The organism is Curvibacter soli (genome assembly GCF_029211125.1).
GTDB classification, from domain to species: domain Bacteria; phylum Pseudomonadota; class Gammaproteobacteria; order Burkholderiales; family Burkholderiaceae_C; genus Curvibacter_A; species Curvibacter_A soli.
The window spans coordinates 60,866-75,032 of the sequence record NZ_JARGEN010000026.1; the positions used below are offsets into that span (position 1 = coordinate 60,866).

Here is a 14,167-nt window from a genome sequence, read left to right on the forward strand (position 1 = left end):
CGCGGGCGGGCGCCGCCCCCATGGGAGAATCGCGCCCCATGTACGCACTGTTCGAAGAAGCCGGCAAGTTCCTCGCCGGACGCATCCTGTCCGAAGCCGAAAGCTCGGCCCAGATCGAGCTCGACTCGGGCAAGCGGGTCAAGGTCAAGGCCGCCAACGTCCTGCTGAAGTTCGACAAGCCCGCGCCCGCCGAGTTGCTGGCGCAAGCGCAGGCCCTCAGCCCGTCCATCGAGCTGGACCTGGCCTGGGAATTCGCGCCCGAGGAGGAATTCGGCTTCGCCGACCTGGCGCGAGACTACTTCAGCGCCAGCGCCCCGCTGGAGCAGCAGACGGCCATGCTGCTGCGGCTGTTCGAAGCGCCGCACTACTTCCGCCGCGCCGGCAAGGGCCGCTTCAGGAAGGCGCCGGCCGAAATCGTGCAGCAGGCGCTGGCGGCCATCGAGAAGAAGAAGCTGCTGCTCCAGCAGATCGCCGACTGGGCCGCGGAGCTGGGCCGGGGCGTCTGCCCGCAGCCCATCCGCGAGCATCTCTACAAGATCCTGTTCAAGCCCGACAAGAACGCGCCCGAATACAAGGCCGTAGTGGAAGCCAGCCGCGCCACGCAGACCGCCCCGCTCGCGCTACTGCAGAAGGCCGGCGCCATCGACTCGCCCTACCAGTTCCACTGGAAGCGCTTCCTGTTCGACAACTTCCCCAAGGGCACCGCCTTCCCGCCGCTGGCCGCGCCGGACATTGCCGACGACCTGCCGCTGGCCGAGGGCGTGCAGGCCTATTCCATCGACGACTCGCAGACCACCGAGATCGACGACGCGCTCTCGCTGCAGGGCCTGGGCACCGGCACCGTGGTGCTGGGCGTGCACATCGCGGCCCCGGGGCTGGCGATCGCGCCCGGCGACGCGCTCGACGCCGTGGCGCGCCAGCGCCTGTCCACCGTCTACATGCCGGGCTACAAGATCACCATGCTGCCCGACGAGGTGGTGCAGAGCTACACCCTGGGCGAAGGCCAGGCCCGCCCGGCGCTTTCGCTGTACGTGTCGATCGACGAGGCCACGCTGGAAGTTCGCGGCAGCGAAACCCGGCTGGAGCGCGTGCCCATCGCCGCCAACCTGCGCCACGACCAGCTCGACGGCGTGGTCACCGAGGCCTGGCTGGACGACCCTGGTTTCGAGCATCAAAACGAGCCCCAGCGCTTGTCCAACCTGCGCGGGCAGCTATCATTTCTATACCGCCTGGCGCGTGCGCTGAAGGCCCGGCGCGAAGCGGTGCGCGGCAAGCCCGAGACCTTCAACCGGCCCGACTACAACTTCCGCCTGCTTGGCAACAGCGGGGCCGAACCCACGGGCAGCGAGCAAGTGGAGATCGCCGTGCGCCAGCGCGGCGCGCCGCTGGATCTGATCGTGGCCGAAGCCATGATCCTCGCCAACAGCACCTGGGGCCAGTGGCTGGGCGCGCTGGGCGTGCCCGGCATCTACCGCAGCCAGGCCAGCCTGGCGCCGGGCGTGAAGGTGCGCATGGGCACCAAGGCGCTGCCGCACGCGGGCATCGGCGTGCCCAGCTATGCCTGGAGCACCTCGCCGCTGCGCCGCTACGTGGACCTGGTGAACCAGTGGCAGATCATCGCCTGCGTGCGCCACGGCAAGGCCGCCGCGCTGGCCGCGCCGTTCAAGCCGAAGGACGCCAACCTGTTCGCCATCATCAGCGCCTTCGACGCCGCCTACACCACCTACAACGGCTACCAGGCCGGCATGGAGCGCTTCTGGACGCTGCAGTACCTGCGCCAGCACGGCATCGCCGAGCTGACGGCCACGGTGTTCAAGGAAGGCCCGGGCGGCAGCTTCCTGGTGCGCGCCGACGCCCTGCCGCTGGTGCTGCCCGTGCTGGGCGCGCAGAACCTGCCGCGCGGCGCCCATGTGCGCGTGAAGCTCGGCGGCATCGACGACATCGCCCTAGACGTGCACGGCACGCTGCTGGAGCGGCTCGACGACACGCCCGCCGCCACCGGCGCGCCCGAGGAAGACGGCGCCGACGACGAGCCCGTGGCCGGCCCGCTGGCGATCGCCGTGGATGTCACCGAAGCCGAGGGCGCAACCGGCGCGGCCAGCGCCGCCAGCCCCGATAATCCGGCCCCGTGAACCTGCGCGCCGCCTTCCGCTCCCTCAGCACCCTGCAGATCGCGCTGGGCGCCTCCATCGCCGTGCACGCGGCGCTGTTCACGGTGCGCATCGCCAACCCCGAGGCGTTCAACCGCGTGTTCCAGGACACGCCGCTGGAGGTGATCCTGGTCAACGCCCAGTCCACCGCCGTGCCCGACCAGGCCCAGGCCATCGCCCAGGCCTCGCACGCGGGCGGTGGCGAGGCCGCGCAAGGCCGCGCCAGCAGCCCGCTGCCGTACTCGGCGCTGACCACCATCGGCGACAGCTTCGAGGAGGCCCAGCGCAAGGTCGATGCCATGCAGGAGCAGCAGGCCCAGCTCCTGACCCAGTTGCGCGAGCAGGTCGCCGCCCTGCCCCAGCCCGACCAGCGCCTGGCCGGCGAGGTGCGCGAGCAGGCCGCGCAGGAGGAGAAGCGGCGCCAGTTGCTCAAGCTGCTGGCCGAGATCGAGCGCCGCATCAACGAGGAGAACGCCCGCCCCAAGAAGCGCTACATCAGCCCCGCCACGCGCGAGGAGGTGTACGCCATCTACTACGACAACCTGCGCCGCAAGGTGGAGGACAAGGGCACGGAAAACTTCCCCCAGCAAGGCGGCAAGAAGCTCTACGGCGAACTCATCATGACCATCACCGTCAACCACGACGGGCGCGTGCTCGAAACCCATGTGGAGCAGGGCTCGGGCAACGCCGCGCTGGACCGCCGCGCCCAGGCCATCGCCCGCGCCGCGGGGCCGTTCGGCGCGTTCGACGCCACCATGCGCAGGCGCGCCGACCAGATCGTGGTGGTATCGCGCTTTCGCTTCACGCGCGACGAAACCCTGGAAACGACAGTCCGATGATGGCCCCCCCGTTGCCCGCACACTTCGTGCAGCCGCCTCCCCCCTCCAGGGGCAGGTAGCACCATGAAATCGCCGCGATGACCTTGTCCACCGCTCCCGACCGCTACTGCGTCATGGGCAACCCCGTGGAGCACAGCCGCTCGCCGGCCATCCACGCGCGCTTCGCCGAACTGACGGGCCAGCGCATCGACTATGGCCGCCATTGCGTGCCGCTGCGCGGCTTCGCGGACGCCGTGCAGCGCTTCGCCGCGCTGGGCGGGCGCGGCTGCAACGTGACGGTGCCGTTCAAGTTCGAGGCCTTCGCGCTCGCCAGCCGCCACAGCGTGCGCGCCACGCTGGCGGGCGCGGCCAACACGCTGCTGTTCACGCCCGAGGGCATCGACGCCGACAACACCGACGGCGCCGGCCTGGTGGCCGACATCGAGCGCAACGCCGGCCTGGCCCTGGCCGGGCGCGCGCTGCTGCTGGTGGGCGCGGGCGGCGCGGCGGCCGGCGTGCTGGGGTCGCTGATCGCGGCGGGGCCGGCGCGCGTGCTGGTCGTCAACCGCAGCGCCGACAAGGCGCATGCGCTGGTGCGGCGCCACGCCGCGCTGGCGCGCGAGCATGGCGTGGCGCTGGCCGCCGGCGCGCTCGGCGATGCGCACGAGCCCTTCGACGTAGTCATCAACGGCACCGCCAGCAGCCTGGCCGGCGACGCGGTGCCAGTGGCCGCCGACGTGCTGCGCCCCGGCACGCTGGCGGTGGACATGATGTACGGCCCCGCCGCGCAAGGCTTCCTGGACTGGGCACGCGCCCACGGCGCCGTGCCGCGCGACGGCCTGGGCATGCTGGTGGAGCAGGCGGCGCAATCCTTCGCCCTCTGGCGCGGCGTGCGCCCGCCCGCCGCGCGGGTGCTGGCCGAGCTGCGCGCCAGCCTGGCCGCATGAGCGCCGCGCGACCGCCCCAAGGCGCTCGCGCCGCAGTGCGTGCGCACGCAGCCCATCCCATGAGCCGCGCATGAAGGCCCTGCTGCGCTGGATCGCGCTGGTGCTGCTGGCCGCGCTGGCGCTGCAGCTCTTCTTCGCCGCGCGCATCGCCGCGATGGCGGTGATCGACCCGCAGTCCACCGCCTTCCAGCGCTCGGAGGCGTGGCGCATCGCCCGCACGCGCCACGCCCTGCCCTGGGCGCAGCAATGGGTGCCGTACACGCGCATATCCGACCACCTCAAGCGCGCCGTGATCGCGGCGGAGGACGACAACTTCGTCAACCACGAGGGCGTGGACTGGGACGCGGTGGAGCAGGCATGGCAAAAGAACGCCGCCGCCGAGGCCCGCGCGGGGCAGCGCCCCCACGCGGCGGCAAACGCCCGCGCCCCGCGGATACGCGGCGGCTCCACCATCACGCAGCAGTTGGCCAAGAACCTGCTGCTCTCGGGCGAGCGCAGCATGCTGCGCAAGGGGCAGGAGTTCGTACTGACACTGCTGCTCGAAGCCTTCCTGTCCAAGGAGCGCATCCTGGAGATCTACCTCAACAGCGTGGAATGGGGCGATGGCGTGTTCGGCGCCGAGGCCGCCGCGCGCCACTACTTGCGCAAGAGCGCCGCGCAGTTGAGCGCCTACGAGGCCGCCCGCCTGGCCGTGATGCTGCCCGCACCCAAGCGCTTCGAGAAGCAGCCCGATTCCGCCTACCTGGCCGGGCGCGGCCGGACCATCCTGGCGCGCATGGGCGGGGCGGAGCTGCCCTGAGATGGAACACTCCCCCAGGCTTGCCCACTGCGTGTGGCCGCCAACCCCCGCGCCGGGGGCGATACCGGCGGCCCGGCAAAGCCGGTTGCGCGGTATCCCTGGCATTGGGCTGCGCCAGTTTCATGCGTCGCGGGTGGCGCGCGAGCGCCATGGATAACTGATGCGCATCCTCGGCATCGACCCCGGCCTGCAGACCACCGGCTTCGGCGTGGTGGACGTGGACGGTCACGCGCTGGCCTACGTGGCCAGCGGCACCATCCGCACCACGCACCTGCCGCTGGGCGACCTGCCGGCGCGCATCAAGGTGCTGTACGACGGCGTGCGCGAGGTGGTGGAGCGCTACGCCCCCGACGCGGCCACGGTGGAGATCGTGTTCGTCAACGTCAACCCGCAGTCCACGCTGCTGCTGGGGCAGGCGCGCGGCGCGTGCATCACGGCGCTGGTCTCGCGCGACCTGCCGGTGGCCGAATACACCGCGCTGCAGATGAAGAAGGCCGTGGTCGGCCATGGCCGCGCGGCCAAGAGCCAGGTGCAGGAGATGGTGCGCCGCCTGCTGCACCTGCCCGGCCTGCCGGGCACCGACGCGGCGGATGCGCTGGGGCTGGCCATCACCCACGCCCACGCGGGCCAGGCCATGGGCCGCCTCGCCCAGGCGGCGTCGCTGCGCCGGCGCCAGCATGCGATGTACAAGGGCGGACGCAGCTACTGAGCCGCGCTCGGCATGCTCCGCGGCAGCACCGGCAACGGCAAAAAACAGGATACTCCCAACCCATCATCGCGCCAGCGCAGAACAATAGGGCGACTAAGAAGCATACTCCTGGGGAGTATAAAACCTCCCTGCCGCAAGAGAGCACCGGCGCCGGCCCGCGCGGCGTCTCAGGCGGCCAGCGGCGCATCCACCAGGAACCGCTCGGCGATGCGGCTCCACAGCGCCGCCCCCACGGTGAGGTTGCCGTCGTGGAAGTCGTAGCGCGCGTTGTGCAGCCCGCGCCCGTCGTCCGCCGGGCCGTTGCCGATGCGCAGCAGCGCGCCGGGCACCTTTTGCAGCATGTAGGCGAAGTCCTCGCTGCCCATGAGCTTCGGGATCTCACGCAGCACCCGCTCCTCGCCCACCAGCTCGGCGGCCACGTCGGCGGCGAAGGCCGTGGCGGTGGGGTCGTTGTCGAGCACGGGGTAGCCCTCGACGTAGCGGATCTCGGCGCGCGCGCCGTACGACTGGGCGGTGGTCGCCACCAGCGTGGTGATGCGCTCCTTGAGCAGCGCGCGCACTGCGGGGCTGAACGAGCGCACGCTGATGCCGATCTCGGCCTGCCCCGGGATGACGTTGAGCGCGTCGCCCGCGCGCAGCCGCCCCACGGTGACCACCGCCGATTCGTTGGGATCGACGTTGCGCGCCACCACGGTCTGCAAGGCCATCACGATGGCCGCGGCGGTGACCAGCGGGTCCACCGCCAAATGCGGCCGCGCGGCGTGGCCGCCCACGCCATGGATGGTGGCGAACACCCGGTCGCCCGCGGCCAGGAACGGCCCGCTGCGCACCATGATCTGCCCTTGCGGGTAGCCCGGGTGGTTGTGCGCGGCGTAGATGCGGTCGCAGGGGAAGCGCTCGAACAGGCCGTCCTCCACCATGGCCTTGCCGCCGCTGTCGAAGCCACGCTCCTCGGCGGGCTGGAAGATCAGGTGCAGCGTGCCTGAGAAGTTGCGCGTGCGCGCCAGATGCTTGGCCGCGCCCAGCAGCATGGCCGTGTGGCCGTCGTGCCCGCAGGCGTGCATGAGGCCCGGGCGCGTGCTGGCGTAGGGCAGGCCCGTTTCCTCCTGGATCGGCAGCGCGTCCATGTCGGCGCGCAGGCCCAGGCGGCGCGGCCCGGCGCCCGCGCGCAGCGTGGCCACGAGGCCGGTCTGGCCGATGCCGCGCGTCACGGCGTAGCCCCATTCCTCCAGCTTGCCGGCAACGAAGCCGGCGGTGCCGTGCTCGTCGAAGGCCAGCTCGGGGCGGCTGTGGATGTGGCGGCGCATGCCGGTGAGTTCGTCCTGCAGCGGCTGCAGGTCCAGGAGACGGGTGAAAAGAGGCATGGAGGACATGAGCGTGTGGTGATCGATGGGCGCCGCAAGCGCCGGGGTCCGCACCATGGGCAGGGGCGCGGCTGCCGGCACGCGCACGGCATTGCAGGCAACATCATCCTGGAAACAGCAGTTGGCCGCTGCTGTGTATCCCTTGCCAGGCCGCATGCAATCGAGCGTTGCCGGCTTCGATGGGGTTCGCCTCGTGGGTGAGGGCGCTATGCACCCCGCCCGTGCCCGCCGCCATGGCCGGTCTTTCCCGGCCTCTGCCCCTCCCTGCCCGCGCATGCGACGGCGGCGCGCCCCCTGGCGCGCATGGGCCGGATGGGTGTGCCTGGGGGCCTGTTCCCGCCGCTCCTCGCGCTGACGCTGCTGCGCGTCTCGCCTGGGCTCTGAACGCGGTGCGGCTGGCGCAACTGGCCTGGCGCCACGGCAGCTTCTTCGTGACGGGCAACCACGCGTACCACGCGGGCGCCCATGCCGGGGAGAGTGAGCCTGCCTCCAGGAGGCCGTACACTCGCGCCCCATCATGTCCGCCACCACCGCCCATTTCACCGTCAACCAGCGCTTCTACTTCGATGCCGCCCACACCCTCGAACGCGAGATCGAGGTCGAGGGCAGCCGCCGCATCCACGGCCACACCTACCACGCCGAGGTGAGCCTGCGCGGGCCTCTAGACCCGGCCACGGGCATGGTGATCGACCTGGGCTTGCTGCGCGAACGGCTGCAGGGCGTGCGCGAGCGGCTCGACCACCACCTGCTCGACGAGGTGCCGGGCCTGGGCGCGCCGACGCTCGAGAACCTGTGCCTGTTCATCGCCGCGGCGCTGCAAGGCATGCAGCCGCCGCCCGCGCGGGTGCGCGTGTGGCGCGAAGCGCTGGGCGACGGCTGCGTGCTGGAGTTGTAGAGTCCGTTGCGCCCTGGCTACTGCCGCGTGCCGTCCACCCGCGCGCGCAGCACGCCGAAGCCGGGCAGCACCCAGGCGCGGCCTTCCTTGCGCAGCAGGCCCTCGCGCACGAGTTCGGAAAGCTCGCGCGACATCATCTCTTCGCGCGTGGTGCCGATGAGCCGCGATCGGGGTGCCAGGCAAGCCGCGACGACGCGGCGGGCTGTGCTGCCCGCAAGAAGGAACAACGCCGCATGGCGCATGGCGCGCCGAGCGCGGTGTGCTGGCAGGTGCATGGCGCCCCCACCCACGAGGCGAACCCCATCGAAGCCATCAACACCCGCCGCAGCCCGGGCAGCGACACGGCGGCCGGCTCGGCGGGCGGCGCGTCCTGCGCCTGGCCAACGGAAAGGATTGCGCTGGCCATGGCACGCAGCACGGCGGCGCGCCACAATCCATGCACCATGGTCACTACTCCCGACTACGCCCACCCCGGCCCCGCGCAGGATGCGATCGCGGCCCTGCGCGGGGCCGCGCTGCTGGAATTCGGCACCGCCTGGTGCGGCCACTGCCAGGCCGCGCAACCGCTCGTCGCCGCGGCGCTCGCCGCGCATCCGGGCCTGCCCCACATCCGCGTGGAGGACGGCAAGGGCCGACCCCTGGGCCGCACGTTCCACGTCAAGCTGTGGCCGACGCTGGTGTTTCTACATGACGGGCGGGAAGTGGCGCGGCTGGTGCGCCCCGCCAGCGCGGCCGACGTGGCCGCGGCGCTGGCGCGCATCGCGCCGCCTGCCGCGCCGGTCAGTGCGACTCGGCTGCCGGATCGCGCCCCATGAGCGCGGCCGCGGCCTCGGCGGGGCGCAGCCGGCCATCGAGCACCGCGACCACGGCGCGCGCGATGGGCATGTCCACGCCCAGCGCCGCGGCGCGCTGCACCACGGTATGCGCGCAGTACACGCCCTCGGCCACATGGCCCAGCGAGCGCACGGCGTCGTCTAGCGCCCGCCCCTCGGCCAGCAGCAGGCCGACGCGGCGGTTGCGGCTCAGGTCGCCGGTGGCAGTCAGCACCAGGTCGCCCAGGCCCGACAGGCCCATGAAGGTTTCCGCCTGCGCCCCCAGCGCCAGGCCCAGCCGGGTGACTTCGGCCAGGCCGCGCGTAATGAGCGCGGCGCGCGCATTGGTGCCCAGCCGCAGCCCGTCGCACAGGCCGGCGGCGATGGCCAGCACGTTCTTGACCGCGCCGCCGACCTCCACGCCCACGATGTCGTCGTTGGCATAGATGCGCAGCGCGGGGCCGTGCAGGGCACGCACCAGCGCCTCGCGCACGGCCTGCGAACGGCTGGCCGCGACCAGCGCCGCCGGCTGGCCGCGCGCCACTTCCTGGGCGAAGCTGGGGCCGCTGAGCACGCCGGCCTGCAGTTGCGGCGCGGCCTGGGCGCAGACCTCGTGCGGCAGCAGCCCCACCTGGGCGCCGGGCTGCACCGCCTCGAAGCCCTTGCACAGCCAGGCGACGGGCACGGGCCGGCGGCCCAGCGCGCCCGTGGCCTGGGCCAGCATCGCACGCAGGGCGGATACGGGGACGGCAAGGAGGGCGAGGTCTGCCTGCGCCAGCAGCGCAGCGGGGTCGCCGCTGGCGACGCCCAGTGCGGGCGGCAGCGGGATGCCCGGCAGGTAGCGCTGGTTTTCACGCTGGCTGCCGATCTGCGCGGCCTGCCGCGCGTCGCGCGCCCACAGCGTGACGCGGCGGTCCGCGCCGGGGTGCGCCGCCGCGCTCGCGGCCACCGCCGTGCCCCATGCGCCTGCGCCGAGCACTACGATTTTCATAGCTGCCCGCGCAGGTGGGACAAGCGCTGAAGGCCCAAAACGCTTAGAGGAATTGAATCACTGCGCCACGGCTGACACGCCATTGGCGGCCTGCGCCTGCTGCTGTTCGTACATGGCCTGGAAGTTGATTTCGGCCAGGTGCACGGGCGGGAAGCCGCCACGCTGGATGATGTCGGCCACGTTGCCGCGCAGGTAGGGGTAGACGATCTGCGGGCAGGCGATGCCGAGGATGGGGCCCATCTGCTCCTCGGGCAGGTTGCGGACCTCGAAGATGCCGGCCTGCTTGGCCTCGACCAGGAACACGGTCTTGTCGCCGATCTTGGTCTGCACCGTGGCGGTGACCGACACCTCGAAGATGCCGTCGGCCACCGGCAATGCGTTCACGCCGAGCTGGATGTCCACGGTGGGTTGCTCCAGTTCGAGCAGGATGGCCGGGGAATTGGGTTGCTCCAGCGAAAGGTCCTTGAGGTATACGCGCTGGATCTGGAACACGGGGTCTTGCTGATCGGCCATGGTGGTTGGGTGAATGCTGGTTTCAGGTCAAAACAAAGCCCGCCGGGGAAAGGCCCCCTCCAGCGGGCACGCAGGCGCAGACTATCCGAGATTGTCAGCGTCGGGAACAATCTTGGATTATGTCAGGCCGCCTGTAACAGCGGCATGAGGCCGCCGCGCCCATCGAGCGCCATGAGGTCGTCGCAGCCGCCCACGTGCGTGTCGCCGATGAAGATCTGCGGCACCGTGCGCCGGCCCGTGGTTTCCATCATGCGGCGGAGCGCCGCGGCGTCGGCATCGACGCGGATTTCCTCGATGTGCTCGACGCCCCTGGACTTCAGTATCTGTTTGGCGCGGATGCAAAACGGGCAGACGGCGGTGGTGTACATAGTGACGGGTTGCACGGCAGGGGCTCCTTTCAGCCAAGATTGGTCGTCCCAAGCCGGCCCTGCCGGCTTGGGACTGACGCAAATAAGGATGCCACAACGGCACATGCCTTTGTGGCAGGCGGCTTGCCTGGGCCTGTTTTGCGTAAGTCATGGAAAATCTCGGGTCAAGGCGAATGACGGCGGTGGACATGGTGGCGCCAGTTGCAGGGTCGATGCAGCGCATAGGTGCCACATGCGCCATGCCGCATGTGGTGAGCCGGCGGGGCCGATCACCTCAGCGCCCCAGCCGGTACGGCTCCTCGAACGCGCGGAAATCCTGCTCGGCCAGCGCCTCGTCGATCCAGGCCCTCACGCCGGGCAGGGCGCGCACGCGTTGCACGTAATCGGTGATGTGCGGCGGCAAGGGCAGGGCATAGCTGTGCAGGCGCATGCACACGGGGGCGAAATAGGCGTCGGCGATGGTGAATTCGCCAAACAGCATCGGGCCGCCGTGTTCCTGCAGCAGTTCGCTCCACATGTCCACCAGGCGCTGCACGTCGGCGCGCACGGCCGCCTGGTCGCGCCAGATCAGGGCGCCGGTGTCGGCCAGGTTCGCCTCGATGTTCATGGGGCAATGGCTGCGCAGGGCAGTGAAGCCGCTGTGCATCTCGGCGCAGATGCTGCGGGCGCGGGCACGCGCCCTGGGGTCTGCGGGCCAGAGCTGTTTGTCGGGGTGGGTTTCCGCCAGGTATTCGGCAATCGCCAGGGTGTCCCACACCACCAGGCCGCCATCGACCAGCACCGGCACCTTGCCCGTGGGGCTGACGGCGCCGACGGTGCGCTTGAACTCGGAGCCGGCCTCGAAGCTGTCGAAGCGCACACGCAATTCGTCAAATGCAATGCCAGCCTGGCGCAGCAGCACCCAGGGGCGCATGGACCACGAGGAATAGTTCTTGTTGCCGATGTAGAGATGGAGCATGGGGCACCTGTTGTGCGCGTAAAAAGCACGGCACCATGGTAGCGTCGACGAGGCACGGCTTTGCCGACATGGAACGCTACACTTGCCCTTGGCCGGGTGATCGTTTGCGGCGCGGTTTTCGTGCCCCCTGACCGGCCGCCCTTGAGGTTGAAAGCATGATCAAAATCACCCCCCCTCTCGATCTGTTTGACGATATCCATTCCGCCGAGACCAACCCTGCCGGCGATGGCGTGGCGCGCCTGAAAGTGCAGAAAACCGCGCAGGGCAAGCTCAGCCCCGCGCAGCAGCGCTTCAACAAGCTGCTGACACGGGTGGACAACCTGGGCCGCCAGATGCAGGACATCGAGCAACTGGCGGCCAGCGTGCGCGGGCCGCATCTGGCGCAAATATCCGCGTTGGAGCGCGCAATTGCACAGGCTCAGGCGCAGATGCTGCTTTTTCTGCACGAGCGGCTGCAGCGCAAGGGCTTGTCGGCGGCCCAGCAAAAATCGGTGCGCGGTCTGGTGCAGAGCCTGCTGCTGGCGGCGCAGCCGGAAATGGACGAGGCGCAGTGGACGGCTTTGCACGCGCAGTATTTCCCGCCCGAAGTCCAGGAGCAGCAGGCGCAGGAGCGCCAGGAGGCCAAGCAGCAGGTGCTGGATGCCGTGGCGGAGTTTCTGGGGCGTCCGCTGGATCTGGATGGCATCAACAACGTGGATTCGCCTCAGGAATTGCTCAAAGCCATGATGCGCCAAATGCAGGCCGACCGGGAGGCCGAGCAAGAGCGTCAGGCCGCGCGCAGGGCAGAGCGGCCGCCCAAGGCCAGGCAGCGCAAGGCCGAGCAGCACGCCCTGGATGCCAAGGCGGCCCTGCGCGCCATTTACCGGCAGTTGGCCAGTGCCTTGCACCCAGACCGGGAGACCGACCCCAAGGAGCGCGAGCGCAAGAGCGCGCTGATGAGCCAGGCCAACGCCGCCAATGCGCGTGGTGATCTTGTCACACTGCTACGCCTGCAACTGCAGGCCGAGCAGGTGGATGAGGCCCATATTGCCCGCATGGCCGACGAAAAGCTGGCGGCGCTGTCGCTGCTCCTGAAGGAGCAGGTGGCGGTGCTGGAGCACGAGGTGGCCGAGGCGGAAATGCGGCTCAGCGGTGAGTTGGGCGTGATGGTGAATGCCACCATGAAGGAGGCTGTGCTGACAGTGCATCTGCAAAGGCTGCAGCAGGAGATGGCCCACACCGCAGAGGGCATGCAGCAGGATCTGGAGCGCGTGCGCGACGACGCCGAACTCAAGCGCTGGCTGCGCGAGCAAGCTGCACTGGCCAGGCAGCAAGAGCGCGAGGAGGACATGCTCATGCGTTTTGGCGAATTCTATTGAACCTAGAAACGGCAGTTGGATGCGCCTGCCGGTGCCGTGATCGGGGTGCCAGGCAAGACGCGACGGCGAGTCGCGCGGCAGTTGGGGCGCTGGCGAGAAGGCAATAGCCCTGCCATTGCCGCCGAAGCAGGGGCCAAAATGGCCGCGAATCGTCCGCCAACACCCGCGTAGGTTCGGGGCCGCCTAAGGGACAATCTCGGCTCAGGCCTTTTCGACGGGCAGGTTAGCCTCTTCTTTCCACGATTTCAGCCCGCCGCCGAGCACTTGGGCCTTCTCGTAGCCGAGTTTCCTGGCCACGCCCAGGGCGCGCGCGGCGCGCCTGCCGGTCGCACAGACCAGGATGACGGGCAGGGCCTTGTTCTTCACCGCCGCAGGCAGTTGCGATTCCAACTGGTCCAGCGGCACGTTCTTCGCGCCGCCCACGTGACCGGCGGCGTATTCGTCGGCCTCGCGCACGTCGATGACCACGGCCTTCTCGCGGTTGATCAGTTGCACGGCCTGCGCGGCGCTCAGCGCGCCGCTCACGGCGGCCCCGCGCAGCACCGGCACGAGCAGCATGCCGCCCGAGGCGATGGCGATGGCGATGAGCAGCCAGTTGTCGATGATGAATTTCACTGGGGTGGTCTTTCGGGAAGGTGGCAAACCGTGGGATTCTAGGGCGTGCCGCCCTCTAGAATGGCGGGCTGTTGAACCGCGCGCATCACTCCCATACCGCCATGTACAAGCTCGTCCTGATCCGCCACGGCGAATCCACCTGGAACCTCGAAAACCGGTTCACCGGCTGGACCGACGTGGACCTGACCCCTGCGGGCGTGGAGCAGGCCAAGAGCGCGGGCCGGCTGCTGCACGCCGAAGGCTATGACTTCGACCTGGCGTTCACCAGCGTGCTCAAGCGCGCTACCCGCACCCTGTGGCACGTGCTCGACGAGATGGACCGCACCTGGCTGCCGGTGACGCACTCATGGCGCCTCAACGAACGCCACTACGGCGCGCTGCAGGGCCTGAACAAGGCCGAGATGGCCAAGCAGTACGGCGACGCGCAGGTGCTGGCCTGGCGCCGCAGCTACGACACGCCGCCGCCCGCGCTCGACGCCGCCGACCCGCGCAGCGAGCGCGGCGACCGCCGCTACGCCGACCTGCCGGCCGCCGAGTTCCCGCTGACCGAATGCCTGAAGGACACCGTGGCGCGCGTGCTGCCGTTCTGGAACGAGGCGATGGCCCCCGCCATCCGCGCCGGCCAACGCGTGGTGGTGGCGGCGCACGGCAACTCCATCCGCGCGCTCGTCAAGTACCTGGACAGCGTCTCGGAAAGCGACATCGTGGGCCTGAACATCCCCAACGGCATTCCGCTGGTCTACGAGCTAGATGCGGCGCTCCAGCCGCTGCGCCACTACTACCTGGGCGACGCCGAGGCCGCCGCCCGTGCCGCTGCCGCCGTGGCGGCGCAGGGCAGGCCGGCGCGCTGAAAGCCGCGCTTGTAACGCC

The 14,167-nt window shown here is 70.3% G+C and carries 16 protein-coding genes; 9 read left to right on the forward strand and 7 right to left on the reverse strand.

The window, feature by feature from the left end; all coding sequences use genetic code 11:
* Positions 1-38 precede the first annotated feature (38 nt).
* The 5 genes from PY257_RS06205 (at position 39) to ruvC (ending at position 5,423) form a co-directional block, all read left to right on the forward strand.
* The gene (locus PY257_RS06205) at positions 39-2,132 is read left to right on the forward strand and encodes a ribonuclease catalytic domain-containing protein (protein ID WP_275739983.1); all 2,094 of its coding nucleotides are present in this window, start codon (positions 39-41) and stop codon (positions 2,130-2,132) included.
* Positions 2,129-2,989: a TonB family protein gene (locus tag PY257_RS06210; RefSeq protein WP_275739985.1), complete on the forward strand. Its 861-nt coding sequence runs from the start codon at positions 2,129-2,131 to the stop codon at positions 2,987-2,989. The genes PY257_RS06205 and PY257_RS06210 overlap by 4 nt, the downstream gene beginning before the upstream one ends.
* A 77-nt stretch (positions 2,990-3,066) precedes the next feature.
* Positions 3,067-3,915, forward strand: a complete 849-nt coding sequence (aroE, locus tag PY257_RS06215; RefSeq protein WP_275739986.1) for a shikimate dehydrogenase — start codon at positions 3,067-3,069, stop codon at positions 3,913-3,915.
* A gap of 70 nt (positions 3,916-3,985) precedes the next feature.
* Positions 3,986-4,714, forward strand: a complete 729-nt coding sequence (gene mtgA / locus PY257_RS06220; protein ID WP_275739988.1) for a monofunctional biosynthetic peptidoglycan transglycosylase — start codon at positions 3,986-3,988, stop codon at positions 4,712-4,714.
* A 160-nt stretch (positions 4,715-4,874) separates the two neighbouring features.
* Complete coding sequence (gene ruvC, locus PY257_RS06225; RefSeq protein ID WP_275739990.1) at positions 4,875-5,423, forward strand: crossover junction endodeoxyribonuclease RuvC; 549 nt, start codon at positions 4,875-4,877, stop codon at positions 5,421-5,423.
* A gap of 167 nt (positions 5,424-5,590) precedes the next feature.
* Here ruvC and PY257_RS06230 read toward each other — a convergent pair whose 3' ends face one another.
* On the reverse strand, positions 5,591-6,796 hold the full coding sequence (locus tag PY257_RS06230; protein WP_419095662.1) for a M20 aminoacylase family protein: 1,206 nt from the start codon (positions 6,794-6,796) through the stop codon (positions 5,591-5,593).
* A 508-nt stretch (positions 6,797-7,304) separates the two neighbouring features.
* On the opposite strand from PY257_RS06230, the gene PY257_RS06235 reads away from it, so the two are divergent.
* Positions 7,305-7,682 (forward strand): 6-pyruvoyl trahydropterin synthase family protein, encoded by a 378-nt coding sequence (locus PY257_RS06235; protein WP_275739994.1) that lies wholly within the window; start codon positions 7,305-7,307, stop codon positions 7,680-7,682.
* Positions 7,683-7,699: 17 nt separating this feature from the next.
* Here the strand turns inward: PY257_RS06235 and PY257_RS06240 are convergent, their stop codons facing one another.
* Positions 7,700-7,924, reverse strand: a complete 225-nt coding sequence (locus tag PY257_RS06240; protein WP_275739996.1) for a hypothetical protein — start codon at positions 7,922-7,924, stop codon at positions 7,700-7,702.
* A gap of 201 nt (positions 7,925-8,125) precedes the next feature.
* Between PY257_RS06240 and PY257_RS06245 the strand changes: the two genes are divergently transcribed.
* Positions 8,126-8,497, forward strand: a complete 372-nt coding sequence (locus PY257_RS06245) for a thioredoxin family protein (protein WP_275740213.1) — start codon at positions 8,126-8,128, stop codon at positions 8,495-8,497.
* Here PY257_RS06245 and PY257_RS06250 read toward each other — a convergent pair.
* The 4 genes from PY257_RS06250 to PY257_RS06265 all read right to left on the reverse strand — a co-directional run bounded on the left by PY257_RS06250 (position 8,463) and on the right by PY257_RS06265 (position 11,324).
* On the reverse strand, positions 8,463-9,485 hold the full coding sequence (locus PY257_RS06250; RefSeq protein WP_275739998.1) for an NAD(P)H-dependent glycerol-3-phosphate dehydrogenase: 1,023 nt from the start codon (positions 9,483-9,485) through the stop codon (positions 8,463-8,465). The genes PY257_RS06245 and PY257_RS06250 overlap by 35 nt on opposite strands.
* A gap of 57 nt (positions 9,486-9,542) precedes the next feature.
* Positions 9,543-9,998, reverse strand: a complete 456-nt coding sequence (gene secB, locus PY257_RS06255) for a protein-export chaperone SecB (protein WP_275740000.1) — start codon at positions 9,996-9,998, stop codon at positions 9,543-9,545.
* A 122-nt stretch (positions 9,999-10,120) separates the two neighbouring features.
* Positions 10,121-10,381, reverse strand: coding sequence for a glutaredoxin 3 (gene grxC / locus PY257_RS06260; RefSeq protein ID WP_275740002.1), 261 nt, complete (start codon positions 10,379-10,381; stop codon positions 10,121-10,123).
* A 259-nt stretch (positions 10,382-10,640) separates the two neighbouring features.
* Positions 10,641-11,324: a glutathione S-transferase family protein gene (locus tag PY257_RS06265; protein WP_275740004.1), complete on the reverse strand. Its 684-nt coding sequence runs from the start codon at positions 11,322-11,324 to the stop codon at positions 10,641-10,643.
* Between the two features lie 155 nt (positions 11,325-11,479).
* Between PY257_RS06265 and PY257_RS06270 the strand changes: the two genes are divergently transcribed.
* Complete coding sequence (locus PY257_RS06270; protein ID WP_275740006.1) at positions 11,480-12,682, forward strand: coiled-coil domain-containing protein; 1,203 nt, start codon at positions 11,480-11,482, stop codon at positions 12,680-12,682.
* A gap of 201 nt (positions 12,683-12,883) precedes the next feature.
* Here PY257_RS06270 and PY257_RS06275 read toward each other — a convergent pair whose 3' ends face one another.
* Positions 12,884-13,297: a rhodanese-like domain-containing protein gene (locus PY257_RS06275; protein WP_275740008.1), complete on the reverse strand. Its 414-nt coding sequence runs from the start codon at positions 13,295-13,297 to the stop codon at positions 12,884-12,886.
* A 101-nt stretch (positions 13,298-13,398) separates the two neighbouring features.
* Between PY257_RS06275 and gpmA the strand changes: the two genes are divergently transcribed.
* Positions 13,399-14,148 carry a 2,3-diphosphoglycerate-dependent phosphoglycerate mutase gene (gene gpmA, locus PY257_RS06280; RefSeq protein ID WP_275740010.1) on the forward strand — a complete coding sequence of 250 codons (750 nt, stop codon included), beginning with the start codon at positions 13,399-13,401 and terminating at the stop codon, positions 14,146-14,148.
* Positions 14,149-14,167: the final 19 nt, after the last annotated feature.